This is a genomic window from Chryseobacterium arachidis, from assembly GCF_900129245.1.
GTDB lineage: Bacteria > Bacteroidota > Bacteroidia > Flavobacteriales > Weeksellaceae > Chryseobacterium > Chryseobacterium arachidis.
Map to the genome: position 1 here is coordinate 163,839 of NZ_FQUT01000008.1, position 25,008 is coordinate 188,846.

Genomic DNA, 25,008 nt, shown 5'->3' on the forward strand with positions numbered 1-25,008 from the left:
GCCGTGGTGAATTGTTAGGTGAAATATTGGGAAAAAGAAGAGTTCATGATTCAAAATAAATTATATTTGATACAAAAAGTTATTCCAAAAACTTAATGACGAATATCCTTGCGAACCACATCCAAAAAATCATAAATCTCTCCGAAAGTGAGATAGAACATGTCCGCTCTTTTTTCACTGAAGAATATTTTCAAAAAAAGGATTTCATTATTCGGGAAAATTATAAAGTAGAACATGTTTATTTCATTATTTCCGGGCTTGTAAAACTTTCTTATTATGATAAAGAAGGCAAAGAGCACATTATTTCTTTTGCTATGGAAGACTGGTGGGAAAGCGATTATATGGCATTTTATACCCAAACAAAGGCAACACAAGTATTGCAATGCCTAGAAAAAACTACAGTTTTGAAACTGTCTTATAAAGATTATCATCAATTGCTGAAAGAAGTTCCGAAAATGGTAGAATTTTTCCTGTCAAAAGCTGTAAACGGGCATATTTCTAACCAGCGAAGAATTTTGTCTTTAATGACGTTAGATGCCAAAGAACGCTACGAACAATTCCTAAAATACTACCCTTCTCTAATCCAAAGGATTCCTAAAACCACTTTGGCAGCATATCTCGGGCTTTCCCGAGAAACATTGAGCCGTTTTTTCAGAGAGTCCTGATAATTGTGACACAGGTCACACCTAATCGAAAACCATATCCTGAACTTTGCTCTATTGTTTAATTAAAAATTTTCAACATGGAAAAAAGAATCATTAATCCGTGGACGTGGCAGGATGGCAGAGATTATGCACAAGCCGTAGAAGTAAAAAACGTTGAGAGCACACTGTACATTTCGGGGCAGACGGCTATTGACGACAATGGAATTTCCAGCAACGATGATATGAGAACGCAGATTTCTAAAGCGCTTGAAAACCTTAAAAAGGTAATTTTACAAGCAGATTTTGAAGTAAAAAATATTGTTCGTCTCAATATTTATACAACAAATCACGAAGAGTTTTTCAATAATTTTGATGTTTTTCAAAACTGGATTACCGAGCACCAGATTCAGCAGACAACGACTGCTATGGAAGTAAAAACTTTATTCGAAACCTTAAAAGTAGAATTTGAAGCAACTGTTGTAAAATAGTGTAATTAAGAAGCTTTTAACTTTGAAACCATTAATACAACCGTGTTTTCCAGACACGGTTGTATTGTATTTAAAATTTTCAGCTTAAAATCAATTAAAAGATTTTTTAAATTCCAAAGGTGAAAGATGGGTCTTCGTTTTAAATAACTGACTGAACGATTGTGAATGCTCAAATCCCAAAGCATACGCCACTTCACCCACCGATAAACTGGTTGTTGAAAGCATTTCTTTCGCTTTATTTATCAGCCTTTCATGAATATGCTGTTGAGTACTTTGTCCTGTTAATGAACGCAGCATATCACTTAAATAGCTTGGAGAAAGGTTCAGTTTTTCGGCAAAATAACTTACGGTTGGAATACCTTGATGTAAAGAGATTTCGTCATCAAAATACGCATTTAATATCGTTTCAAATTTTTGCAGAAGATCGTTGCTGGTTGCTTTTCTTGTAATGAACTGACGTTTATAAAAACGATTGGCATAATTTAGCAATAATTCAATTTGGGAAATCATCACATCATGGCTGAAATCGTCTATTCGTGCATTTAATTCAGATTCAATAAAATTAAAAATAGAAAGAATTGTATTTTTCTCTTCTTCAGACAAATGCAAAGTTTCTTTAATGGAATAAGAGAAAAACCCGTACTGCTTTATTTTCTTTGCCAATGAATAACCCAAAAAGAAATCCGGATGAATCAACAGCGAATATTGTGAACAAGCCGTATCGCTCCCACTTTTTCCTCCGATAATCTGGCCAGGCGCTGCAAACAGTAAACCGCCTTCATCAAAATCATAATAATCCTGTCCATATTCTATCTTTCCGCTCAGTTTTGGTTTGTAGGAAATTTTATAAAAACTCAAAACATGACGATGCGGAATTGTTTCCACCACAGTGGTATTATTGGCTCCGTTCAGCAAGCTGATGAGCGGATGCTTCGGCGGCGGTATATTAAAAAAACGATGCGCATCAGTCAATGATTCAAACCGTTGTGGAGTATGATCTTCTTTTTTCATATTGTTTTTAAAGATAAGAAAAACCGATCACAAAATGAGTAATCGGTTTGTTTTCATTTATTTGGATTCGCCTTGTGCAGAACGGGAAACCTCGTCCCATTCTTCCCAAACAGCGATTCTGTCGGCATAAACAGATTTTGTCCATTCAAGATTACTGCTTCCTAAATTAAATCTCAATGGCGGGTTCTCAGAATCAACCATTTTGAAGAGTGCTTGAGGAGTGGCTTCAGGATTACCTCTTTCCAAATTTTGCAGACCTTTTATAAATTCAGCTTTAAAATTGCTGTATACTTCCATTCCTTCTGAGAACTTAAGCGATTCCTGACTTCCAAATTCGGTTGCATACGCTCCGGGCTCAATGATCGTCACTTTAATTCCGAATTGCTTTACTTCCAGAGCAAGACTTTCATAGATCGCTTCAAATGCCCATTTAGAGGAACTGTAATATCCAATTACCGGCATTGTAATGTGGCCAAGATTGCTGGAAGTTCCCAAAATATGGCCATATCCCTGTTCCCTCAGAATCGGCAATCCGGCCTTAACAACATTTACAGGGCCCAAAATATTTGTTTCATATAAAGCTCGGATTTCGTCGGTATCGGCTTCTTCAATTGTTCCGACTAATGAATATCCTGCGTTATTCAGTACAATATCAAGTTTTCCAAAATGTTCGTGGGCTTTTTTTACGACTTCCTTCACCTGATCTGCATTGGTAACATCCAGTTCTAAAGTAAGAACGCGGTCTCCATATTTTTCATTAAGCACCGAAATACTTTCTAATTTTCTTGCCGTAGCAACAACCTTATCGCCACGTTCCAATGCTGCTTCTGTCCAAACTCTTCCGAAACCTCTAGATGCTCCGGTAATAAACCATACTCTATTTTGCTGTGTCATTTTAATTAATTTTTGTTTTACATAGCAAAAGTAGGACACTTCATACACAGTTTTGTATGCTAACCGCAGACATTTGTAGGCGAATTGAGGAAGTTTAAAATCTATCAGATTTAGCTTATTTTTATCATCAAAAGAGGCAAAATATTTATACAGCTATTATTAGAGCATTAAAAGCATTCAAGAGAATAAAAATTAAAGTATTTTTAAATTTAATGTTTTCTTTTTTAGGTTTAATGATATAATTTATCCTACGAAGATTGAAAGGAAATTTATAAAAGACGCCGCAGGTGCCATCAAAAAAGCAACCGGTTTTACGCCTGTCGGATACAATGCGAATTGGCTCCGCAGAGGTAGGTTGATAAAAAAATTATGCACGCTGTAAAAATCACTAATTAATTACCCATTATACCGCTGTACTTTAATTAGACAAACTCATCAAAACTGTAGATTTTAGAGGGAATTCTATATCTTTGGGCTTCGTAATCCAATTCTTATAAAAAGCTAAAAACAACATGAAAAAACTCCTGGTTTCTTTATCAGTTTTACTCTCACTCGGTATACAGGCACAAATTGAACAATGCAATCTTCAGCAGTCCAAGTTTATTTCTGCTACGACAGTAGACAAAGAAGACTTAATCTGTATTGCAAAAAATTCACAAAAGCCTTATACCATTTTTTACACGCTTGCTTCCTGGTGTGCACCTTGTCTCATGCATTTACCCGACACTTTAGACCTAGAAAAGACGGGAATGGCAGATGTATTCGTCCTATTGGTAGAGGCTGAACAGGATCGCCGAATAAACAGTGCAATCAACTTTATAAAGAACGCTGATGAAAAAGTAAAATATATAGTACTAAAAGATGAACTCTACGGAACAAAAGTAGGTAAACGAAATAAAAAATTTGTTGCGGAAATTACTCCATCCAATTTTGAAACCATTGATGATTATTCAAAAATTATCCTCATGGACAAAAGCGGAAAGACAATCTATGTAAGCAATTGGAAAGACTACAATAAGGATTGGAAAAATTCAAAGAAAATGTATGAAAACAAAATTATTCCTTTGCTAAAATAATATACCATTCAGGTCAACATTCTCAAAAAGATTTTACAGTATCCCTCAGAACCCATGACAGATATATTTCCGACGATAAACAGTACGATTTCCCCCGATGCACTTTGTAAATTTGTTCAGCAGCAATATGGACTCAGCGAGAGAACAGAATGCAGCATCATCCGACTGGCCATGAACCATTTATACAGGATTCAAGACGGTGAAAAAAGCTACGTTTTCAGAGTATATACTCATAACCTGCGTACCGAACTAGAGGTGGAAGAAGAAGTAAGGCTCTTAACCCATTTAAAAGAAAACGGCAGACCGGTCGCCTATCCCATTGCAGCCTTATCCAAAAGTTTTATTCAAAAAATTCAGGCACCTGAAGGAGAGAGATTTGGCGTTTTATTCTCATTTGCAAAAGGTAAAAAAGCAGCAAAATTTTCACCGGAAACAAGCTTTCTGATCGGTTAGGCATTAGCCAAAGTCCATCAATCGGCGGAAAACTTTGAACTGAAAAGAATCTCCTACAACACTCAGAACCTGCTGATAAATCCGGTTTTGAGAACAAAAGAATTTTACCGTAATGCCATTGATGAAATTGAATTTTTAGAAAAACTGTCTTCCTACTTAATTTCAAAAATAGAAAATATTGATCCTCAAACAACGAGATTCGGAAGTGTGCATCTCGATGCCTGGTTTGATAATTTACACATTGATGATAAAGAAGGAATCACCTTTTTTGATTTTGATTTTTGTGGAAACGGCTACCTGTGTTTAGATATTTCTTACTTCCTGTTTCAGTTGCTAGCAACACACCTGAATGAAGAAGAATACCAAATAAAAGCAGAAAGCTTTATGAAAGGCTACGAAAGCGTAACAGAACTCAGCAGTGAAGAAAAAGAGTATATTTCTTTTATCGGTTTAGCAATTATCATCTATTATATAGCGGTTCAGTGCGACAGGTTTGATTACTGGACCAATATATTCTTAAATGAAGACCACCTAAAAAGAATGGTTGGAAACCTGAAACGTTGGATGACTTACCATAATATCCAGATTGAATAACAAAAGCAATGTGCAGGGCACTTGAAGTGACGAAAATATATCAGAGATTTTCAAAACAGAGATTCAAAAAATAATCACCCAAACAAAAACCTATCATTGTAAAGATTTATATTTCTACATTTGCCCGGACTAAACGTTATGAAAAAATCTATACATTTTAAAGCACTCATCAGTTATCGTACTCCTGAAAAAGGAGGATTGGTAAGCCCTGTATCCAACGGATTCCGTGCTTCATTTCAATTTCCTTTTGAGCTTACAACATACATCGGCATCCACACAGTGGAAGAAGAGGCACTTATTTTTCCCGGTGATTCCGTAAGTGTTGACATTACCTTAGTACATGCTGAATCATTTTTAGGAAAGTTATATAAAGGAATGGATTTCGAGCTTTCAGATCAGTCAGGAACGATAGGGAGCGGCATTATTACGGATGTTTATATAGAAAGGTAAGTAATGTAGGAGCTTTTTACAGTTTCTTAGTTAATTTTAGCATCATCCACCCTATCCTTTCTGAAAAACGGATATTATTTAATACGGAAATCCTTGCCCTAGAGTTCAATCGAAGAAAAATAAGGCATCTCACTACTCATATTATCCCTTTAGGCAATGCAATAATCTCAAGGAGTCTCAATGCATCTTCAATAATGTACGGCTTTGTACTTTCTTTTGGTTTCCAGTCTTTATGAAGAAAATATCGAATTAGTTCAGCTATAACAGCCGGCCGATTCAAATTGATGTAAACAGTTTGTTCCTCATCAGCCGGGCATTGTTCATTATAGGGTAAAGGAGGTTCATGCTTATATAGCCAAACTACTCCATCATCGGGATAGCCTACACGCCATCTTTCTTTTTCTATATCTGATTTAAGCGTTAAATTATCCTCTTCCTGAAACGAAAGTTGAAGCGGAGATTTTTTATATCCTTCAAGATAGATCACAACCTTTTCAACGCATTTTGAGTATTTATAGTTTGTTAAATGAAGATGCGATCTTTTCCACAAGTACGTCTCATTGTCTATTTTAATTTTCCGTAATATATTTTTTGCCATTTTTTATTAACCTTATTTTAAATAGCTGTAAATCAAAAATGTAAAAACTACATCAATTTAATTTATATAAGTTTTGTAAAGTTACTTATGCCACAGATCTAAGATTATTTTGATCATTTTTGAGATTCAGTATTGTATATCTAACGTCTCGCGGTTTCGCTCCTCTATTGCGAAGCCCTTGTGATATTCAGTTAGGAAAATTAAGGATATTTTTCGGTTTTAATCAATTCAGTAAATTCTGATAACTCCAGCTTCAATTCATCCAAATTGTTCGGATTAAATAAACTTTTTGGCTTTATTTTTGTTAACCGCTGGATATATAATATAAAATTTTCTCTTCATGAAAAAGCTTATCCTTACACTCCTTATCTCCTTTTTATCCACTGGTATTTTTGCGCAAACCGTAAAATATCAGTTATCCAGTCACATTCTGGATATATCTAAAGGTACACCGGTCTCCGAAGTAGAAATTAAATTAGAAAAATACAACGAGCAAACGAAATTGTGGACTTTTATTGAAAAGAAAAGCACCGATATCAATGGGAGAATTGCAGATTTTTTACCTACCGAAAAATCAAATAATGGTATTTACAAATTAACTTATTATACCGAGCCATATTTTAAGAAAAACAAGGTGGAGAGTTTTTATCCTTTTATTGAAGTTGTATTTCAGATCAAGGATAACAACCATTATCATGTCCCGATTACTTTATCTGCATACGGCTATTCAACATACAGGGGAAATTAATCCTGGAATTTCCTTTAATTATTATACGATAAGAAAAAAATTATTCTAATAATTTTAAGCATCCTATCTTATGAAATTGTAGTCGAAAAAATCTGCTGATGCGCTTCGTTATTTTTTAACACGTAAACCACAAAAAATAGACTGTCTTTTTGAAACAGTCTATTTTTTTTAATTTCTGATATGCAGTCCGGCTATTCATATTTAGAAAAATCAACAGCAAAAATACATCTGTTGACCTGACTTCCGTTCTGAGCTCCAGCATTGGGTTCAAACTCTGTTAAACTCCATAAATAGTTATATTGAGATTCGTAATAAAGAGATTCTGCCCCATATGGCCAGCGGTAACGTACTGTGTCATCAGCTCCATCGGTATAACGGGCTAATCTAGCATTTGAGCCATAAGAATTACTTGGAGATCCTGTACACGAAAGCCATGTCCTGTTCCCTTTCCTGAATACTCCTTGTATTCCATGCGCATGATTATCTGTGAAAAGACTGTTCTTTGGAGTTATTGATACAATTCCTGTATTCTGAAGGGTTCCGTTTGCATCTACAGGAAAACCAAACACTTTAGGAACAATAGAAGCATCGGCACTTCCTGCATAATATTGTCCTGTCCAGAACTGAGTTCCTTCATCATTCACCTGAATCGTGGAGAAAGGATTGGCATTATTGATCTTCTGATACCCTATTTGGGGCAATATATACCGATAATTGAAAGCATATAAGTTACCGTTGGCATCTTTACCACATTTATCATTGGTTGTATCACCAGTACTCACTTCAATAATTTTATTCAAATCGAATACTCTAACCCCTAAATTGGTACTGCTGAGATATATTTTACCTTTAAAATAGGCAATCCCACCGGCATGCACATTCAACGGAGCATAAGAACCGTATTGTGAATAGGCAGTTGTACCTGCAGGAATATCAGGCTGTACCAACAGAATATGACGGTAGGTAAGATAAGTGCTTGAACTTGGGCTAATGTCAATAAGAGTAATGCGGGAACCTTTAAACTCAGCATCGTCTTTTGCATACCAGCTTACCAACAGATAGCGAACGCCGTCTTTGGTAAATCCTGCAATCCCCTGAGGTCTCCAGATCGATGTAGTTTCATCATCGGTATTCCAGCGGATTCCTCGTACTCTGTTTTCTTCAGGGATATTGAATCCGTATACTTCGGTGTAAGCATTTCCGCCAATAGCCTGACGGTTTTTATCAACCTGAGATGGGTTTAAAAAGCTGAAGCCGGTGTTGATATAAGTGCTTGTATCTACATAAGCATTAACACTTACGTCCGCAGCCGCTTTACTGACGTTGGTTTTTGATGAAGTTACTTCTTCCGTTGAAATCGGGCCAATCGCATCATTCTGGCACCCAATGCCTGTTACTGAAAGCAAAAGCATCCACCCAAGGAGTTTTCTTTGAATCATAATTAATGTTGTGTTTAATAGTTTATAAATTGCATGCGAAACTATCAGATTCTCTTTTGATGTAGATCACATCAGCATTAATTATGTATTAACTTTATGATTCCTCAAACACCGCTTTGATCTTTTTAAAGCATAATTTATATTAAAAGTTCAATTCAGAACACAATATACCCAATTTATTGACTTTTTAGTTATTGTTTTAATGATTTAAATATTTTAATTTTATATAAGTCAATGACTCAAAACCAATTACCATGAGAACAATTATATTCCTGCTTTCTTTTGTTGTCTTTCCAGTTCAGGCACAGGAGAGAAAAAAAGTTTCCCATACTATTTATGCAACCGGTAACATCGGATACGGAACGGGTAATAATGAAGTGCTTCGCGAATTGGGAAAACTCTCCCAGTCCTCTGAAAATACAACAGTTCTTTTTCTTGGCAATAATGTTTCGTCTTCCGGATTTGACAAAACGGATGAAGCTTCTGTTCAACAGCTCGGCAACAATCTGTCTCTCCTTAAAAATTTCAAAGGCAATCTATTTTTTATTCCCGGTTCCACAGACTGGAAAAAAGGAACCAATGGTTTGAAACAGCAACAGGATTATATTAATACAAGCCTTGGAAATGCTAAAGCTTTTATGCCTAAAGACGGATGTCCCATTAAAAAAATAGTTATCGACAATACCATCGACCTCCTGATGATTGATTCTGAATGGGCACTCATGGATTGGAATAAATTCCCCAACCTTAACGACGACTGCGATATCAAGAGTAAAACTGCTTTTTATACTGAAATTGAAAACCAGATTGTAAAGAGCCAAAACAAAAAGGTATTGGTAGCCCTTAATCATCCGCCGGTTTCTTACGGAAAATATAATAACTTTTTATCATTTGGTCTCGATCCCCAGGAAATCAACAATAAGCATTACAGGGAATTCAGCGATATGCTTCTCACAATAGCCCAACGCTTTAAAAATGTAATGTTTGTAGCCGGGCATGAGACTAATCTTCAATATATTACTGAAAGAAATATCCCTGTAATTGTAAGTGGCAGCGCTGCGGTGGGAGAAAAAAGTAAAAATGGGCCAGGATCTGAATTTAGCTCCGATGAGAAAGGATTTGCTAAAATTACGTCTTACACAGACGGCTCTATAAAATTAGAGTTTTACAGTACATCAAATAAATTTGCTTCACCTGTTTTTGAGACCGGATTGGTAACCGAATATGCTCCTATAAAAACTGAAGAGTACAACGAAAAAGCAACTTCTGAATATGTTTACCAATCAATTTATAAACCCGAAGAACTGAAGCATTCAAAATTGTATACCTCTCTTTGGGGAGAACACTATCGCAAAGATTATATTACCCCTGTAAAAGTGAAAACAGCATTGCTCGATACCCTGTATGGAGGCCTTGAAGTGGTAAGAAAAGGCGGCGGACATCAAACAAATTCTTTAAGATTGAAAGACCGTTCAGGAAAAGAATATGCTTTAAGGAATGTCAAGAAAAGCTCCCTTAGGTTTATCCAATACTTTCTTTTTAAAACACAATATTTAGATCCCAGCTTAGACGACACCTATTTTGTACAGCTGTTGCAGGATTACTGGACAACGGCCAATCCTTATGCCCCTTTAACCATCGCTGACCTTTCGGATGCTATTGGGGTTTACCACGCAAACCCTGAACTGTATTTTATCCCTAAGCAAAAAGCGTTAGATGTGTACAATGACGATTATGGTGATAAGATCTACTATATTGAAGAACAGATTTCTGATGGCTTGGGTAACGTAGCAAGTTTCGGATACCATGATACCATTATCGGAAGCCCGGATCTCATAGAAAAACTGGAAAGAAAGGATAAAGTTTCCGTGAATGAGTCTTTATACATTCGGACACGTCTTTTTGATAATGTTATCGGTGATTTTGACAGACATTCTGACCAATGGAGATGGGCAGAAGATAAGCTGGAAGACGGTACGTTCAAGTACAGTCCCATACCCCGTGACAGAGACCAGGCTTATTCGGATTTTGACGGCCCCATATTGGGCCTTTTAAGAGCACTTGTCCCTTCTATGCGTTTTATGCAACGATACAACGGAGATTACAGACATATCCGCTGGTTCAATGATGCCGGTGACGATCTGGACAGACTGGTATTGCGCCATGATACCGAAGAAGACTGGATACGTGAAGCCCAATATATTAAAGAACATCTTTCCGAAAGCATTGTAGAAAAAGCATTCAGCAAAATACCGGCTGAAGTGGATGATAAAAAAAGGGCAGAAATAAAAGAAGCTTTACTTAAACGGATAGCGGGTATAGAAGAGCATTCACGTAATTTATACCGTTATCTGAAATCATTTGTAACAATTACCGGAACAGAAAAAGACGATTGGTTTGTCATTACCAGGCTTCCGGACGGCAAAACAAACGTTAAAGGATACAGAATAAAAGACGGAGTAAAATCAGTTGTATTCTGGGATGCCGAATACAACGGCAACATCACAAAAGAAATATGGATCTATGGTTTGGATGATAAAGATGTGTTTGAAGTTACAGGTGATGGCAATCATTTGATCCCTATTAAAATAATCGGTGGAAAAAACAATGACACCTACCGCTTCAGCAATGCCAGAAAAGTATATGTTTATGACCAGAGATCGAAGCCCAATACCTTTGAAACAAGAGCCACTAAAACTTTAACAGACAATTATAATATAAACAATTATGATTTTATGAAAGGGCGTAAAGATCTGTATGCAACAATACCTTCAGTAAGCTACAATCCGGACGACGGTGTGGCGTTGGGAGCAATATTCAGCTATACCAAAAATAGCCTTGTACGAAATCCTTTTACGGCACAGCATACACTTTCTGCCCATTATTATACTGCCACAGGAGGGGTAAATCTACAGTACGCCGGCGAGTTTGCCCATGTTATCCGAAACCTTAATCTTGGGCTGAATGCGGGATATACAACTCCCAATTATACCAATAATTTTTTCGGATTCGGAAATAATACAGTTAACAACAACGATGATATGGAATACAACCGTGTACGCATGAGCCGCCGCTGGATCTCCCCTTCATTAATACACAAGGGCTACTATGGCAGCAGGATACAGGCCGCACTTCAATATGAAAATATTGATCTGGAAGATACACCGGGAAGATATATCAATGTGGCAGGCATAGATCCTGATCTATTTCACGGACAGGATTTTTACGGGATTAAAGCCGTATACTCTTATTCGAATTTTGATGCTTCATCTTCTCCTAAAAAAGGAATAGGATTTGGAATAGCCGCCGGTTATACTGCGAATTTTGCTAAAGATAAAGGATTCGCTTATGTTATTCCGGAATTTCGCTTAACAACAAAAATAGACAGAAAAGGGACCCTGATTGCAGCAACTAAAATAAAGGCAAACTACATTTTTAATAATGACTTTGAGTTTTACCAAGCCGCAACTTTAGGAGGCAATGAAGGTTTGAGAGGATTCAGAACCGAACGTTTCAGCGGAAAATCTTCCTATTATCAAAGTACAGATCTGAGATTATCGTTGGGAAGAATTAAAAATGGTATTTTACCCTTATCATTCGGAGTTTACGGAGGGTTTGATTATGGCAGAGTCTGGATTGACAATGAATCATCAAATAAATGGCATACTTCGCAGGGAGGTGGATTATTTTTAAATATTGCAGGACTCACTACAGCAAATGTTGCTTACTTTAATTCCATCGACGGCGGCAGGTTAGCTATCAGACTGGATCTTGCTTTTTAATAATCATGGCTTTACATACTGAATAAATAAATATTTTCATGACAGAACCCTGTATTTTTTATCATTTGAGTAATGACGAGTTAGAATTATAAGCTTAACGCTGTGATCTGATGGATTCCAATAAATTAAATATACACTCAGAATATTTTACTCTCCCGGCTCAAAAAATTAAGTATTGATATTATTATGGAAAACGATATTATTTTTAAGAAGTCCATAAACTTTCCATATAAAATTCCTTTTTTTCACTATGGATTACTTCTGCCCCGTCCGCTCTGATCAATATATTCTATGATTGTGATTTACATGAATTAAGTAAGGCTTTGGGACTTCAAGTATGATCATCCGGAACAGCTTTTCACAGAAAAATTGGTTCGGATTCTCTTTTCAGGTTTTTCAGCCATGCTACCGAATCTTTGGCTGATGACATTGTCAAAAATTGGCTGAAATTGGCAGATAAGAATACGTTTGATCTCATTGAAAAAAATGAATGTAACAGCATAACCTTGATATCTGATGGATTAAATCCTAAAAGTTTTTCCTAACAAAATAGAAAAAGTATGACACTATATTTACAGAGTTTTATCTTTGATCTACGATTTAGAATCATCATATGCAAAAAAATCAATCAATTACTTTACACCGGTTAGAAAATAACAGGAGTATTGCCGTCGGATTCTGGGACCGGTCCTCGCCTGATATAAAAGATGCCTACCAACCACACAGGCACGATCACTATACCTGTATGCTCCTTGAAACCGGTGAACTTGAAGTATTATTGGATTTCGAACATTTTGTAATGCCAGCCAAAACTTTATTCATTTCACCTCCGGATCAGGTTCATCAGGTGCTTAATCATTCTGTTGCCAGTGGATGGTATATCTCTTTTGAGAATCATTTGATCGAAGAATCTATGAGGGCACGCTTAGATCAATCTTTAGCTGAAATAATTTCGGTAACCCTTTCTGAAAAAGAGTATGGATGGTTCCGGTCTGTTATTTTTTCATTATTGCAATTAAAAGATTTCAATATAACTCCTTACAGAGAAGTAGAACAACCGCTTCTTTCGGCATTTATAGCACAGGCAGGATTATGTTACCAAAACAAAGCTGAAAATAAATCTTCTAATTTTGCATCTCGTCCTATTATTATTACCAAAAAATTCAGGAACCTGGTACAATATCATTTTAAAACCATGAAACGTCCTGCCGACTATGCAAAACAATTGAATATCAGTGTTTCCCATCTTAATGACACCGTAAAAAAAATCACAGGATTATCTGCTTCTTCGATCATTCATAAGGAAATATTGACGGAAGCCCAACGACTGCTGTATTATACGGATGTGAGCATCAAGGAGATTTCCTATTGCTTAGGTTACGAGGATCCTAAATATTTCATAAAACTGTTCCGTAAAAAAACAGGCTATTCTCCAACGGAGTTTAGAAAACAAAGTAATAATACTAAAGATACCAATATATAGAAGACTTACTTTCATTCAATACGCGATTTGTCCACCTATTCAGGTTGTTTGTAAGTGGTTTTAGACCAAAGTATTTTTCAACTTTGCACAACCATTAAGTATTGCAATACGGTAATTTATTTTTAATTTAAAAATTCAATTTATGAACAATCAAAACCCCACAAACAACAGAAAGTATACCCTATCTACCACTCCTGAAGGCATTGTAGATTCTCTTTTAGCCCATATTAATTCTTTGGATGTCGAAACCATGCTCGGCTTCTATGAAAGTGATGCGATTCTTGTAAATGCCAAAGGCGAACCTCAGCGTGGAAGAGAAGACATAGGTGCCGAACTTTCCCGATATTTCAGTTTCGGTCTTCCCATGAGCATCACCGCAAGACATATTTTTGTAGCGGGCGATCTTGCTTCTCTGGTATTGGATTGGAATATTGTAGGTATTGGCAAAAATGGTGAGAAGGTGCATATGGTAGCTACTTCTAACGATATTGCCAGAAAAGGATCTGACGGCTATTGGAGATATATCATCGACAATCCTTTCGGGACACAGGTTCGAAGCCTATATTAACCTAATTTTCAAATGTTAAGATATTTGTTTATTCATTAGATTATCAGCCGATTGCAGCAGAAGATGTCGCAGAGTTTGTTACAGTATTGGCCTTGAAAGCTCCTAAAAACAATATTATTGAAATTGCGGGTCCTGGAAAAGGCAGCAATGGATCAGTTCGTTTTTCGGTATCTTAACATTAGCGGACAGGCAAAAGATGTTATTTCTGATGATAATAATAACTATATATTTTTTGAGATTCCAAAATCCGGGTTGGTACCTTCCGGTGATTATTTACAGGGAAATATCTATTTCGACGATTGGGCAAAATATCAGAAGCGTGATTAAATTTTCTACAGTAAAAAGTAATTTTATTTTGCAGGTCTAAAAAGACCTGCAATTTATAATAACCACAGAATGTTTGTTTAACACCTGTAAGTATACCAATATTTAGATGTAGCCGTTGTGTATATTAATCCTTGACAAACTTTTCCACCACATTATGTTTAGCCGTAAATAATTTTATGTAATACACACCTTTAGGCAGTGATGATACATCGACAGATGAAGTACTAATCTTCCACGTATTGCTACTGACCAATTGGCCTACGGATGAAAAAATCTCATAACGTTCGATTGGATTCTGGCTTTTAACATATAAAATATCTTTTACAGGATTCGGATACACCTTGATTCCGACTTCCGAAGCATTTTCTTCCACAGAAAGCTGGCTGCAGACCGACTTTGCAAGCTTGGAAATAAAAAACTGTGATTTCCCGTTATTTCCTGTTGCCACTAAAGTATTTACCCCGTCAGAAGCATCCGTAAAAAGCTGACTGTGAAACAGCCCTCCAACCACATAATTACCATCATTATCTACAGCAACTGCAGTGAGCTCATCCTGAAATCCATAATTACTCTGTATTTCATTGGTTCCTATCACTTCACCCGTATCTTTGTTCAGGCGTACCAATAGAGGATCTGCCGAATCATTCTGTGCCCTGGTCATCTGAAACGCTCCCCATTTATCCCCAATTGCTCCTTTAACAAATGCCAGTTCATTTCCGTTAAGCACCAATTGACCTCTCATAAAACGATATCCCATGGGGGCAGTAGCCGTTAATCCCTCGTGAATTTTAGCCCATTGTACCTCGCCTGAAGAATTCATTTTCAAAACAAACGGATTGATACCGCTGTTGAAAGGAATAGGAAAACTATAGTTGCCAAATGTAGCTACTGATGTAGCAGTAGTTCCCCTGTAATAATATCCTGAAAGATAGATGTTGGAATCGTTGTCTTTTACAAGCCCGAATATTTTATCATCCTGAGCCGTGGTATTGGGCGCACTAAATTCTTTTCTCCAGATTTCATTTCCGTTACCGGCATTGATGGCCAGCATAAATCCTTCATTATTAAACGGAACAGAATTATAAGAAAAAGGAAAAGGACTCAGGAAACTCGCACTCCTTGATCCGGCAATATAATATCTGTTTAAAGCCTCATCATACAGCATGTTTATTTTTCCTCCACCTACTGCCGATGCCAATGTTCCTGTAACAGGAAGAAGAACAGGATTAGGCGCCGGAGTCATATTTCCGTTGTTGTAATTAAATTTTACAAGATAGTACTGAAATGTGTTGGTGAAGGTTGACGGTACTGTTATCAATCCATCAAGATGTGTTCCTGCCGCAAAACCTAGAACTGCGTGGATATTTTTTGCATTATCCATGCACCATACTCCATTGTCAGCAGATCTTACCGCATAGCTTACGTTGCCCTGCAACGGTTTTTGCCATGCTAAGGATCCATTTGAAGTATTATATTTTAAAAGAAAAGCGGTATTGATACCCGGATGTGGTTCCGGGCTGTTGTAGGCAACATTCACCACCGGAAGGGAAACATTCGTGTCAAAATAAATCGGAATATAAGTAGAAGGTGCGCTGGTGTTGGCCTGGTTTGTAGCATTAAGCATGATATACAATCCTCCATTGTTGTCTGTTTCCAGCTTCCATGCATTTTCAACATCTCCATACCCTCCGATGGTCTGGCTCCAGCGAACATTGCCCTGGCAGTCTGTCGAAAAAAGCAGCAAGTCCCGGGAATGGTAATGCGTTACCGATTGGCCATCAAGCTGGGGTGTTCCCCCAAATACAGTGGTAAGATAATAGTAATTGTTCTGGTTGTCTACTGCCACACTCCGGATCATCTCATCGGTAGTTTCATTAAATCCTATCCCGGATGAGCCGTTATTTCCTCCGCCCTGCCTGGCCCATTGCCACTGATAGTTTTGGGCATTTACCAAGGAAGATGCGGCAAGCATACAAACTAAAAAATGTATTTTGGTTTTCATAGATATTGTTTTGCTGGGCAAATTATATAAAAATATTAAAAGCATCACTATAAATCACAATATTTTGACAATAAACAGATACCACATGAATGATTAACCTTTCCATAAGAAGAGCATTTATTATTTTTTCCTAAGAATAATGTACACTTTTTAGGATTTTCAGGATTTATAAATGAGTATATTATATGTCACAAAATCAGGCTACCCCAGAGGATAGCCTGATTTATCATTTAATAGTAAAGCTCTTTATTTTTAAGATAATGAATTAACTCTTTTGGTCTATCAGTCTGAATCATATTCACTCCTTTATTAATATACCAATCGTACACATCAGGATTATCCAAAACTTTATCATCATTGTTTCCGGCGTTGTGATGCGGCCATAAGGAGTTTACCCAGATTTTTACCTTATTTTCTTTTAATTTCTTAAAATCAATTAAATCTTTTTCTGTTGATCCGATGGTAAATTCAAAACCGTAGATTTTGTAGTTTTTAATAAAGTCTGAAATAGTCTTAAGATCGTCTTCTTTGCCCAATCTGATAATCGGCATGTAATGAATTTCACTTTTAATATCACCATACTTCCTATTGAACTCACTGTAAGACTCGTGACCTTTAAATAAAATCTGATCAAACATTTTTCTCTTTTTAACTAAAGGATATACCTGTTTGATATAGTCAAAGCCTTTGTCCAGATTCAGTAGAATTTTTCCGTCACTAAGGTCAAGAATTTCTTCCAAAGTCGGAACTTTCATTTGAGTTTCCACTCCCAATCCATCTCTGAGATGAAATCTTTTAATTTCTCCCAGAGTAAAATCCAACGGTTTTCCCTTTCCCGTTGTTGTTCTGTCTATTGTATTGTCGTGCATCAGGATCAGAACGCTGTCTTTGGTCATGGCAAGATCTATTTCAGCCATATCCACACCTTTTTCAATCGCTTTTTTAATGGCCCAAACAGAGTTTTCCGGAGCCTCCCGCCAGTCACCACGATGGGCAACCACCATTACTTTATCGTCAGGAAACTTAGATAAGGAAACTTCTTTTTTCTGGGCAGAAAACTCCAAAAAGATTGCAACAAAAAGGAGTGCCAATAATTTATTCTTTAACATTGATTTTAATTTTAAGTTATTACATGGATTGATTTTGAAAATCCCATCCCGGGAAAGAAAGTGTAAAAAATTTAAATCAAGGGGTTCCGGGATGAGAGGTTTCAAATAATGTTATTTTTATTTTTTTAATATCCCGGATTCTGCTTGACTGCAGGATCTGTATTGATCTGTCCCTGTGGAACCGGCATTAAGAGATGATGTTGTTTAATCTGTGCTGTACTGTATCCCTGATTATTACTGAAATGGGCGGTCATTACCGAAATCGCTTTTCCGGTTCTTAGCAGATCAAACCAGCGATGTCCCTCTCCTACCAGTTCCAGCCTTCTTTCGCGATCAATTTCATTTAAAAACGATTCTTTAGAACTAAGATTTACCGTCGGAATTCCTGCTCTGGTTTTGATTTTATTCAAATACAGATTGGCATTCACAAAATCATTCTGCTCTGTAAAACATTCTGCCATCATTAGAAAAACATCGGCTAATCTCAACACCACAAAATTACTTCCACCGTCTGCAATGGTATTGGATGTTTTTACCAGTTTTTTACTGAAAGGAATTCCATTAGGCGTTAACCCAATATATGCTGAACGTCTTGTATCTCCGGTTGAATAAAGATTGTAAACTTCTTTTGTCGGAAGATTATGACCTTTTGCCCCTGAAACTGATCCCGACGGACTGAACATCTGAAAAGCCGTGCTTCCTTCCGAATTTCCGTTCAATCCTGAAGCGAACTGTACATCAAAAATAATTTCAGCATTGTTTTTATTGGTAACATCAAAGATCTTATTAACATCGGTTAAAAGCTGATATCCCAAAGGTTCTACCAGATTTAAATAGGTTAAAGATTCTGTATATTTTTTCTGGGTTAAAAGTACCTTCCCCAAAATTCCCAAAGCAGCACCTTTTGTTACCCTTCCTTTTTGCGTTATGGTATTTGGCAAAAGGCCGATGGCAGCTTTCAAGTCTGTTTCTATCGCTGCATATACTTCTGCGAGAGGCGTTCTCGGCTGACCGAAATATTCGTTGACATTCGTGGTTTCTTTTAAAACCAATGGAACATCACCATAAACTCTCACTAAATTAAAATACATCATAGCCCTCAGAAACCTCATCTCCCCGATTCTTGTATTCTTCAAAGCATCCGTCATATCAGGAATATTTCCGATTCTGGCTAAAATAATATTTGCCTGCTGAATTCCGATATAATTATCTTTCCAGGTACTTGCAATTAAACTGTTATTGGGCTGAATCGTAAAAAAATCGAGTTCACCATAGGTGAAAGCATCATTTGCAGGAACTTCATCATAGGTATTATCAGACGGAAGCTCTCCTAATGCCGGCATTCCCAATTGATACTGCCCGGTATATTGTAACGCACCATACACCGAAACAATTCCTTGTTCAATCTCTGACGAATTGGTATAGAACTGTGAAGAAACTTTTTGTGCTTCAGGATTTACGTCCAGAAGATCAGACGAGCAGGAAGCCAAAACCGAAAGACTGAATATTGTAATAAGTATTTTTTTCATGATTTAAAATTTAAGATTAAAGCCCATTGAATAAATTCTTGCCACTGGATAATATGCCTGATCAAAGCCCTGCGTCAAAACATTGTCTGAAGTGGCATCGATATTCATTCCTTTGTATTTTGAAATGGTGAAAATATTGTTTCCGACCAGATAAATCTGCGCATTTTCGATCCCGATGTTTTCCAGCATATTTTTAGGAAGGTTGAATGCTAAACGAAGTGATCTCAACCTTAAATAATCTCCGTTCTTAAAGTATAGATTAGACGTTCTCGCCTCTTTTCTGTTATTGGAAAAATTCATGTTCGGCATTCCGAAAAAACCGTCAGGATTCGTTACCGGATTGTAGCGGTTATCAAAATAATACTGAGAAGCCATCCCAAAACCTTCACCAGATTCTAAAGTTGTGACAGCATCGGCATTGTAGATTTTTTTCCCAAGTTCGCTGTATAATGTAAAACTCAACTCAAAAAGTCCGTATCTGAAATTGTTATTGAAGCCCAAAATGTATTTTGGAACCCCGCTTCCGAAGCTTCTTTTATCGTTAACGTCAATTTTCCCGTCACCATTCAAATCTTCCATGATATAGTCTCCGACCATGGTTCCCGTGATATGAGGCGAATTATTGATTTGTTCCTGCGTTTTGTAAATCCCAATAATATTGTAGCCATACATTTCGCCAATCGAACCTCCGACTTTCGTAATCGAGAAGTTGTTTTCTCCGGTAATAATCTGTTTCTGACCGTTTGCTAAAGCCAACACTTCATTTTTATTGGTTGAAAAATTAAAGCTTCCCGAATAGGTAAAATCTTTCGCAATATTGAACGTTTTTGAAGCAATCTGCAATTCGAAACCTGAATTTTTAATCTTACCAATGTTCTGTAAAGAAGTGCTGAAGCCCGATTGCTGAGGAACTGGAACATCAAGCAACAAGCCATCTCTGTTCAGAATATAATAATCCGCTGAAATATTCAGTATATTTTTAAACAAAGAAAAATCGACTCCGAAATTATTTGATCTTGATTTCTCCCAGGAAATATTCGGATTAGGAGCCGTAGCTGTTGTATATCCCGGAGTCAAAGCTCCAGCAAAAGGGTAATTCTCCGGATTCATCAGAGAAAGTGCCCCGAAATTTGGGATCTGGTTGTTTCCGTTGCTTCCTAAACTGTATCTTAATTTTAAATCTGTTACGATATTATTTTCAGGAAAGAAGCTTTCATTACTGATCGTCCAGCCCGCTGAAAAAGCATAAAAATCTCCCCATTTAGAATTTTTCCCAAAACGGGATGATCCGTCCCTACGGTAAGAAGCCATCAAGTTATACTTATTGTCGAACGTATAATTTAATCTCGTAAAATAAGAAAGCAACCTCCACTTATACTGCGTCAGTGTATTTTTAAACGAAGTTCCTCCCGCAATATTTCTGATGCTGTTATCCGGAAATGCCGTTGCTTCCGTAAAAAGCTGGGTATTATCTTCCTGCTGGAATGACTGTCCGGCAATGGCATCCACTCTGTGATTTCCCCATTTTCTGTCGTAGGAAAGTAAGTTTTCAATTAAATAATTCTTACGGATATATTCTGTTCTGTTGGCAAAAGTTACATCCGGAGCCGCTGCTCTGTAAGCACCTACAGTAGACGGATCGAAGAAGTTATATTCATAATTGGAGTAATCTCCTCCCACTGAAAATCTATATTTAAAACCTTTCATCAGTTCCAGTTCGGTGAAAATATTTCCGAAAGTTTTAAATAAAGTATATTTTCTGTTTATCATGTCCTGAACCGCCACAGGATTTTCCACCAAAGCTGCATCTGTAGAGGTATTTCCTAAAATCTGCTGTGAAATTGTAGGGCTTCCGTCGCTATTATAAGCTTTAAAGAAAGGATACATGGTTGTCGCCATCTGCACCGGGTTATAGCTTCGGGAAAAATCTGCCACAATAGTTCCTGTTGCGTAAGACGGCGTCATGGTAACACCTATTTTCCATTTGTCTGTAAGGTCGGTTGAAAGGTTGATGCTTGTTGAAAATTTTTCATAATCTGTTCCGATCACCAATCCTTTTTGGTTAAAATAAGAGGTTGTAAAAGCATATTTACTTTTATCGCTTCCCCCTGTAATATTCAGGGAAGTCTGACTGATCGGCGCAGGTCTCATCACGGTATTCAGCCAGTCGGTATCGGTTAATTCAGATTGTTTCGCAAGGTAAGGAGCCAAATAATCAGGAATTAACTCTCTTAAAGAAGCTCCTTTGCTTACTCTTGTTGCATTATCATCAAAACTGCTTCTGTTACTGCCTTTGGAAAGATAATTATTGTCTCTCGCCTCTTTCAGGAAGGTAGCCATGTCGTAAGCGTTCACCAGTTTTACATTATCGCTTCGGGTTTGCATTCCGTAGTAGGTATCAAAAGAAACATTCATTCTTCCCTTTTTTCCCTGTTTGGTTTCAATGATAATAACCCCGTTGGCTCCTCGTGAACCATAAATAGCGGCAGAAGCAGCATCTTTTAGGATATCAATTTTTGCAATGGAATTGGGATCAATGGCATTTAAATTTGAACCTTCCGTTAAAGGAAGTCCGTCCACAACAATCAGAGGATTAGATCCTGCGGTTAATGTTCCAATCCCTCTCACTCTGATAGTCGGTGATCCTCCCGGGCTTGCATTCGCCTGTGTGACCTGGATTCCCGTTGCTTTGCCTGCAATAATATCTCCGAAATTGCTGGAAGCAATGCCTTTCATCTGCTTTTCGTCAATTGAAGAAATAGAACCTGAATTATTTTTTTTGCTTTGCTTTCCGTATCCTACCAAAACTACTTCATCAATCGTTTTTTCTCTGGATTTTACCGTGTCTTTTATTAAATTGACATAATCTGCAGTCTGAACTGCTTTTTCCCTCTCTATTTTGGCCACCGCTTTTGGATTAAGACGAACCGTCACGGTTTTCTGATCTGCATTAAAATCGAGACCCACATTTTTCTTCAGGTAATCCAAAGATGCAGATAACGATTGAAAATTGATCCTGGATTCATCCACCTGAATATCTTTCAGATCGGAAACTGAATAAAAAAATTTTACTCCATGCAATTTTGAGAGCTTCTCAAAGATCTTAATTAAAGGAGTTTTCCGCTGAATTACGGACTGCTGAAAACATTTGTTAGCCTCTGCGAAGGAAAATTGTGGCGCACACAAAAGACCCAACAACATCATGCTAATTGTTGTTTTTTTCATAGCTTTGCTGAAATTAGTTGTTATTTGACTGATTTATATTCAATGCATCGGTAACCCCCATTACCGCTGCATTATTTTTTTAGAACTATATGATTTCCAGAATTTTTCTCTGTCTTTAAATTAAACGGAAAACTGATGGTCTGAAGCACCTTACCCAGATTTCCGGAGATATCACCATCGATGATATTATTTTTAAATTCCTGCGGATAATCAATCGTAATATTATACGTTTTCTCCAATTTTGAAATGGCTTCATTGAATCTTACATCATTAAAATCAAAATCCTTTTCCACATCCAGATCGTAGAAATGTTTTTCGACTCCATTTTTATCGGCAAGCCAGGTTTCTCTCGGTAAAAGATAAGTAATGTGACCTTTGTAATCTACTTTTACTTTTCCTTCTTTCAGATATACTTTATTATTTTCTTTCTGATCCAGGGTAAACTGAGTTCCCAAAACCTGAACTTTAAAACCTTTTGCGTCGACAATAAACGGAAGGTTTTTATTCTTTGCCACACTGAAAAATGCTTTACCTGTAAACGAAACATTTCTTGTTTTTGAACCGAAATCTTTTGCCAATGTAAGTTCGCTTTGTGGCTCAAGGGTGATCTTTGTTCCATCGGGTAAGGAAAACATTTTCTTTTCACTGGAAGTTTGAAATACCATTATTTTCTGTGCAAAAGGAGAATTTTCATTTCCTACAAAAAACAGTCCGATCACAACGAACAAGGGCAAAAGCACCGCTGCAATGGCAAAAATCTTTCTGCTGTTCTTTCTTGTGTGAATCTTTCGTTCCAGCCCGTTCCAGATCCTTTGGTCTGAAGCATCCTGCATTGTACGATTTTCATTCTTTACTGATTTCCACTGATTTTCGAAATCCATAGTTTTTCCGTCTTTATTAGAGAATACGTAGAAGGGAGGAAATCGTCAACCTAAATTTTATTGAATTAATAATTAATTCACACTTGTTAATATTGAATTAAAATTAAAGTCTGTTAAAAAAAAGTTTAAACAGGTTTATAACTTCAGTGTTAAAATCTTTTGTTTATTTTGTGTTTAAACAATTGTTTTTATAGCAGAAATTATGAATAAAATAATCTACCTCACTTTAATCTTACTATCTTTCAATTGCTTTGCTCAAAAAAAATGCAAATTTCAAATTAATGAAAGTGTCATTTTAGAAAACAAAAATTTAGATTATTTTTTAGAAAAAATGAAAAGCAATACGTTTGAAATTCAAACAAAAAAGCAGGCAATTCCTCATCATATAAAAAAGGAATTGGATTGTCTTACAGAAGATTTCAATATTGCCAATCCCAATCAAAAATACCAAATCGGCTGTCTTTATCAAAAGGAAATGCCACGAAGGAAATTATTATTTCTCGCAAAAAGCAGTGATATTTTAATCCTCACGTATGCAACGGGAGGAATCGGAAGTTCCACCCACTTTCTTTTCATTAAATATGATTCAAAACAAATTCTTGATTTGTGGACAGGCATTGCCATGGGAATCTTTATGCCTACATCTTTAGATGAAATTACCCAATATATCAACTCCAGAAGAAACTTGAATTGGGGTCTGAACACCAATATGATATCATTGTAAAATTTCAGAAAAACAAATTCAAGTTCGCCCTCAAAAATTTCAAAACCTTATTCACATGTTTTTCGACGGCAGTTTTGGAGATCTCATTTTCCTGAGCGATGGTAAAAAGGCTTAGATTCTGAATTTTATTTTTAATGAAAAACTCACGGCTTCTTTCAGGAACCTGCTCGAGAAGATTTTCAATTTTCTGAAGCTGATCTTCCTGTGTTATTTTCTTTTCGATTTCGGAGTTTTCTTCAGTATTTACTTCATTAGAATTTTCCAGCGGGACAAAAATCATTTTCCTTTTACGATAGAAATTAGAGATTTCCTGTTTGGCTGATTTAAAAACAAGTGCTTCCGTCTGAGATACGGAATCTGCTTTGGAAAAGTGTTTCCAGACATGTATGAAAATATCCTGAACCAATTCCTCAATATCTTCTTCATCCGAAACATATTTAGCCACAAAAAAATACACCCGGTGTTTGTATGTGGAATATATTTCTTTAAAACTGTCCATATTGCAATACGTCTCGATCGAATTCAGAGCTTGGTGCTGCAAAAATATCCAAAAGCAATGTTAATCATATTAAGCTTATATTAAGTTTAAATTATGTTCCGGTATACGCAGGCTTCAAAATTCAATAATTTCTTATATTATCATTAAAATCTCAACATGACCGAAAGTCTTAGAAAAACACTTACCGATCTCGCTTCCTTTTCAGAAGCAGATGGTTTCTCGAATTATTCTGCCGAAGAACGTTATTTCCGTTTACTTAAAAACAACGCCTCTTTACATTAATGAAAATATTTGTTTGCCCGAAACCGATCCTACCCATCGACAGATTCACATGGGAGCAGGATGTTGGATCAGTCTCAAAAGTTTGGGAGAAAATAAAAATAGTAACATTGTGGAATGTTAAATGATGCTGAAATTCTGAAATTATTCTTACCCGAATTATTAATTGAGCACTTTGAGATGATGAAATTTGAGGAGGAAAATA

General features: G+C 36.6%; 23 protein-coding genes. 13 read left to right on the plus strand and 10 right to left on the minus strand.

The window, feature by feature from the left end; all coding sequences use genetic code 11:
- The first annotated feature begins 95 nt into the window (after positions 1-95).
- Both BUA89_RS14800 and BUA89_RS14805 read left to right on the plus strand, forming a co-directional pair.
- On the plus strand, positions 96-665 hold the full coding sequence (locus tag BUA89_RS14800) for a Crp/Fnr family transcriptional regulator (RefSeq protein WP_072959599.1): 570 nt from the start codon (positions 96-98) through the stop codon (positions 663-665).
- Between the two features lie 77 nt (positions 666-742).
- Complete coding sequence (locus BUA89_RS14805; protein WP_072959602.1) at positions 743-1,132, plus strand: RidA family protein; 390 nt, start codon at positions 743-745, stop codon at positions 1,130-1,132.
- A 90-nt stretch (positions 1,133-1,222) separates the two neighbouring features.
- On the opposite strand, the gene BUA89_RS14810 is transcribed toward BUA89_RS14805, so the two are convergent.
- Together BUA89_RS14810 and BUA89_RS14815 are read right to left on the minus strand one after the other, a co-directional pair.
- A complete protein-coding gene (locus tag BUA89_RS14810; RefSeq protein WP_072959605.1) occupies positions 1,223-2,143 on the minus strand; it encodes a helix-turn-helix domain-containing protein in 921 nt (306 codons plus the stop codon).
- 57 nt (positions 2,144-2,200) lie between these two features.
- Positions 2,201-3,037: an SDR family NAD(P)-dependent oxidoreductase gene (locus BUA89_RS14815; RefSeq protein ID WP_072959611.1), complete on the minus strand. Its 837-nt coding sequence runs from the start codon at positions 3,035-3,037 to the stop codon at positions 2,201-2,203.
- Between the two features lie 512 nt (positions 3,038-3,549).
- Between BUA89_RS14815 and BUA89_RS14820 the strand changes: the two genes are divergently transcribed.
- From BUA89_RS14820 to BUA89_RS14830, 4 genes are all read left to right on the plus strand, one after another.
- The gene (locus BUA89_RS14820; RefSeq protein ID WP_072959615.1) at positions 3,550-4,113 is read left to right on the plus strand and encodes a hypothetical protein; all 564 of its coding nucleotides are present in this window, start codon (positions 3,550-3,552) and stop codon (positions 4,111-4,113) included.
- 54 nt (positions 4,114-4,167) lie between these two features.
- Complete coding sequence (locus tag BUA89_RS23315) at positions 4,168-4,566, plus strand: phosphotransferase (protein WP_228420564.1); 399 nt, start codon at positions 4,168-4,170, stop codon at positions 4,564-4,566.
- An 87-nt stretch (positions 4,567-4,653) separates the two neighbouring features.
- Positions 4,654-5,160 (plus strand): phosphotransferase enzyme family protein, encoded by a 507-nt coding sequence (locus BUA89_RS23320; RefSeq protein ID WP_228420565.1) that lies wholly within the window; start codon positions 4,654-4,656, stop codon positions 5,158-5,160.
- A 138-nt stretch (positions 5,161-5,298) separates the two neighbouring features.
- A complete protein-coding gene (locus BUA89_RS14830; protein ID WP_072959619.1) occupies positions 5,299-5,610 on the plus strand; it encodes a hypothetical protein in 312 nt (103 codons plus the stop codon).
- Positions 5,611-5,746: 136 nt separating this feature from the next.
- On the opposite strand, the gene BUA89_RS14835 is transcribed toward BUA89_RS14830, so the two are convergent.
- Positions 5,747-6,208, minus strand: a complete 462-nt coding sequence (locus tag BUA89_RS14835; protein WP_072959623.1) for a hypothetical protein — start codon at positions 6,206-6,208, stop codon at positions 5,747-5,749.
- A 340-nt stretch (positions 6,209-6,548) separates the two neighbouring features.
- Between BUA89_RS14835 and uraH the strand changes: the two genes are divergently transcribed.
- Positions 6,549-6,956, plus strand: a complete 408-nt coding sequence (gene uraH / locus BUA89_RS14840; protein WP_072959626.1) for a hydroxyisourate hydrolase — start codon at positions 6,549-6,551, stop codon at positions 6,954-6,956.
- 191 nt (positions 6,957-7,147) lie between these two features.
- Here the strand turns inward: uraH and BUA89_RS14845 are convergent, their stop codons facing one another.
- Positions 7,148-8,395: a hypothetical protein gene (locus tag BUA89_RS14845; protein ID WP_083531690.1), complete on the minus strand. Its 1,248-nt coding sequence runs from the start codon at positions 8,393-8,395 to the stop codon at positions 7,148-7,150.
- 254 nt (positions 8,396-8,649) lie between these two features.
- On the opposite strand from BUA89_RS14845, the gene BUA89_RS14850 reads away from it, so the two are divergent.
- The 4 genes from BUA89_RS14850 (at position 8,650) to BUA89_RS14865 (ending at position 14,555) form a co-directional block, all read left to right on the plus strand.
- On the plus strand, positions 8,650-12,177 hold the full coding sequence (locus BUA89_RS14850) for a ShlB/FhaC/HecB family hemolysin secretion/activation protein (protein WP_072959630.1): 3,528 nt from the start codon (positions 8,650-8,652) through the stop codon (positions 12,175-12,177).
- A gap of 613 nt (positions 12,178-12,790) precedes the next feature.
- Positions 12,791-13,660: an AraC family transcriptional regulator gene (locus BUA89_RS14855; RefSeq protein WP_072959633.1), complete on the plus strand. Its 870-nt coding sequence runs from the start codon at positions 12,791-12,793 to the stop codon at positions 13,658-13,660.
- A gap of 142 nt (positions 13,661-13,802) precedes the next feature.
- Positions 13,803-14,228 (plus strand): YybH family protein, encoded by a 426-nt coding sequence (locus tag BUA89_RS14860; RefSeq protein ID WP_072959636.1) that lies wholly within the window; start codon positions 13,803-13,805, stop codon positions 14,226-14,228.
- A 117-nt stretch (positions 14,229-14,345) separates the two neighbouring features.
- The gene (locus BUA89_RS14865) at positions 14,346-14,555 is read left to right on the plus strand and encodes a hypothetical protein (protein ID WP_143152353.1); all 210 of its coding nucleotides are present in this window, start codon (positions 14,346-14,348) and stop codon (positions 14,553-14,555) included.
- 124 nt (positions 14,556-14,679) lie between these two features.
- Here the strand turns inward: BUA89_RS14865 and BUA89_RS14870 are convergent, their stop codons facing one another.
- The 5 genes from BUA89_RS14870 to BUA89_RS14890 all read right to left on the minus strand — a co-directional run bounded on the left by BUA89_RS14870 (position 14,680) and on the right by BUA89_RS14890 (position 23,301).
- Entirely contained in the window at positions 14,680-16,557 is a 1,878-nt protein-coding gene (locus BUA89_RS14870) for a T9SS type A sorting domain-containing protein (protein WP_072959643.1), read from the minus strand.
- A gap of 230 nt (positions 16,558-16,787) precedes the next feature.
- Positions 16,788-17,666 (minus strand): glycerophosphodiester phosphodiesterase family protein, encoded by an 879-nt coding sequence (locus BUA89_RS14875; protein ID WP_072959645.1) that lies wholly within the window; start codon positions 17,664-17,666, stop codon positions 16,788-16,790.
- Between the two features lie 125 nt (positions 17,667-17,791).
- Positions 17,792-19,195 (minus strand): RagB/SusD family nutrient uptake outer membrane protein, encoded by a 1,404-nt coding sequence (locus BUA89_RS14880; protein WP_072959647.1) that lies wholly within the window; start codon positions 19,193-19,195, stop codon positions 17,792-17,794.
- A gap of 3 nt (positions 19,196-19,198) precedes the next feature.
- Positions 19,199-22,420, minus strand: a complete 3,222-nt coding sequence (locus BUA89_RS14885) for a SusC/RagA family TonB-linked outer membrane protein (RefSeq protein WP_072959649.1) — start codon at positions 22,418-22,420, stop codon at positions 19,199-19,201.
- Positions 22,421-22,491: 71 nt separating this feature from the next.
- Positions 22,492-23,301: a FecR family protein gene (locus tag BUA89_RS14890; protein WP_072959652.1), complete on the minus strand. Its 810-nt coding sequence runs from the start codon at positions 23,299-23,301 to the stop codon at positions 22,492-22,494.
- 331 nt (positions 23,302-23,632) lie between these two features.
- On the opposite strand from BUA89_RS14890, the gene BUA89_RS14895 reads away from it, so the two are divergent.
- A complete protein-coding gene (locus tag BUA89_RS14895) occupies positions 23,633-24,025 on the plus strand; it encodes a hypothetical protein (RefSeq protein ID WP_143152354.1) in 393 nt (130 codons plus the stop codon).
- A 4-nt stretch (positions 24,026-24,029) separates the two neighbouring features.
- On the opposite strand, the gene BUA89_RS14900 is transcribed toward BUA89_RS14895, so the two are convergent.
- Positions 24,030-24,524: an RNA polymerase sigma factor gene (locus tag BUA89_RS14900; protein ID WP_072959657.1), complete on the minus strand. Its 495-nt coding sequence runs from the start codon at positions 24,522-24,524 to the stop codon at positions 24,030-24,032.
- A 156-nt stretch (positions 24,525-24,680) separates the two neighbouring features.
- On the opposite strand from BUA89_RS14900, the gene BUA89_RS23420 reads away from it, so the two are divergent.
- Positions 24,681-24,806: a hypothetical protein gene (locus tag BUA89_RS23420; protein WP_262487547.1), complete on the plus strand. Its 126-nt coding sequence runs from the start codon at positions 24,681-24,683 to the stop codon at positions 24,804-24,806.
- Positions 24,807-25,008: the final 202 nt, after the last annotated feature.

Bases quoted from the DNA above. Each gene is read 5' to 3' on its own strand.
- BUA89_RS14800 (WP_072959599.1), top strand. From the start codon at position 96: ATGACGAATATCCTTGCGAACCACATCCAAAAAATCATAAATCTCTCC.
- BUA89_RS14805 (WP_072959602.1), top strand. From the start codon at position 743: ATGGAAAAAAGAATCATTAATCCGTGGACGTGGCAGGATGGCAGAGAT.
- BUA89_RS14810 (WP_072959605.1), bottom strand. From the start codon at position 2,143: ATGAAAAAAGAAGATCATACTCCACAACGGTTTGAATCATTGACTGAT.
- BUA89_RS14815 (WP_072959611.1), bottom strand. From the start codon at position 3,037: ATGACACAGCAAAATAGAGTATGGTTTATTACCGGAGCATCTAGAGGT.
- BUA89_RS14820 (WP_072959615.1), top strand. From the start codon at position 3,550: ATGAAAAAACTCCTGGTTTCTTTATCAGTTTTACTCTCACTCGGTATA.
- BUA89_RS23315 (WP_228420564.1), top strand. From the start codon at position 4,168: ATGACAGATATATTTCCGACGATAAACAGTACGATTTCCCCCGATGCA.
- BUA89_RS14830 (WP_072959619.1), top strand. From the start codon at position 5,299: ATGAAAAAATCTATACATTTTAAAGCACTCATCAGTTATCGTACTCCT.
- BUA89_RS14835 (WP_072959623.1), bottom strand. From the start codon at position 6,208: ATGGCAAAAAATATATTACGGAAAATTAAAATAGACAATGAGACGTAC.
- uraH (WP_072959626.1), top strand. From the start codon at position 6,549: ATGAAAAAGCTTATCCTTACACTCCTTATCTCCTTTTTATCCACTGGT.
- BUA89_RS14845 (WP_083531690.1), bottom strand. From the start codon at position 8,395: ATGATTCAAAGAAAACTCCTTGGGTGGATGCTTTTGCTTTCAGTAACA.
- BUA89_RS14850 (WP_072959630.1), top strand. From the start codon at position 8,650: ATGAGAACAATTATATTCCTGCTTTCTTTTGTTGTCTTTCCAGTTCAG.
- BUA89_RS14855 (WP_072959633.1), top strand. From the start codon at position 12,791: ATGCAAAAAAATCAATCAATTACTTTACACCGGTTAGAAAATAACAGG.
- BUA89_RS14860 (WP_072959636.1), top strand. From the start codon at position 13,803: ATGAACAATCAAAACCCCACAAACAACAGAAAGTATACCCTATCTACC.
- BUA89_RS14870 (WP_072959643.1), bottom strand. From the start codon at position 16,557: ATGAAAACCAAAATACATTTTTTAGTTTGTATGCTTGCCGCATCTTCC.
- BUA89_RS14875 (WP_072959645.1), bottom strand. From the start codon at position 17,666: ATGTTAAAGAATAAATTATTGGCACTCCTTTTTGTTGCAATCTTTTTG.
- BUA89_RS14880 (WP_072959647.1), bottom strand. From the start codon at position 19,195: ATGAAAAAAATACTTATTACAATATTCAGTCTTTCGGTTTTGGCTTCC.
- BUA89_RS14885 (WP_072959649.1), bottom strand. From the start codon at position 22,420: ATGAAAAAAACAACAATTAGCATGATGTTGTTGGGTCTTTTGTGTGCG.
- BUA89_RS14890 (WP_072959652.1), bottom strand. From the start codon at position 23,301: ATGGATTTCGAAAATCAGTGGAAATCAGTAAAGAATGAAAATCGTACA.
- BUA89_RS14895 (WP_143152354.1), top strand. From the start codon at position 23,633: ATGAAAAGCAATACGTTTGAAATTCAAACAAAAAAGCAGGCAATTCCT.
- BUA89_RS14900 (WP_072959657.1), bottom strand. From the start codon at position 24,524: ATGGACAGTTTTAAAGAAATATATTCCACATACAAACACCGGGTGTAT.
- BUA89_RS23420 (WP_262487547.1), top strand. From the start codon at position 24,681: ATGACCGAAAGTCTTAGAAAAACACTTACCGATCTCGCTTCCTTTTCA.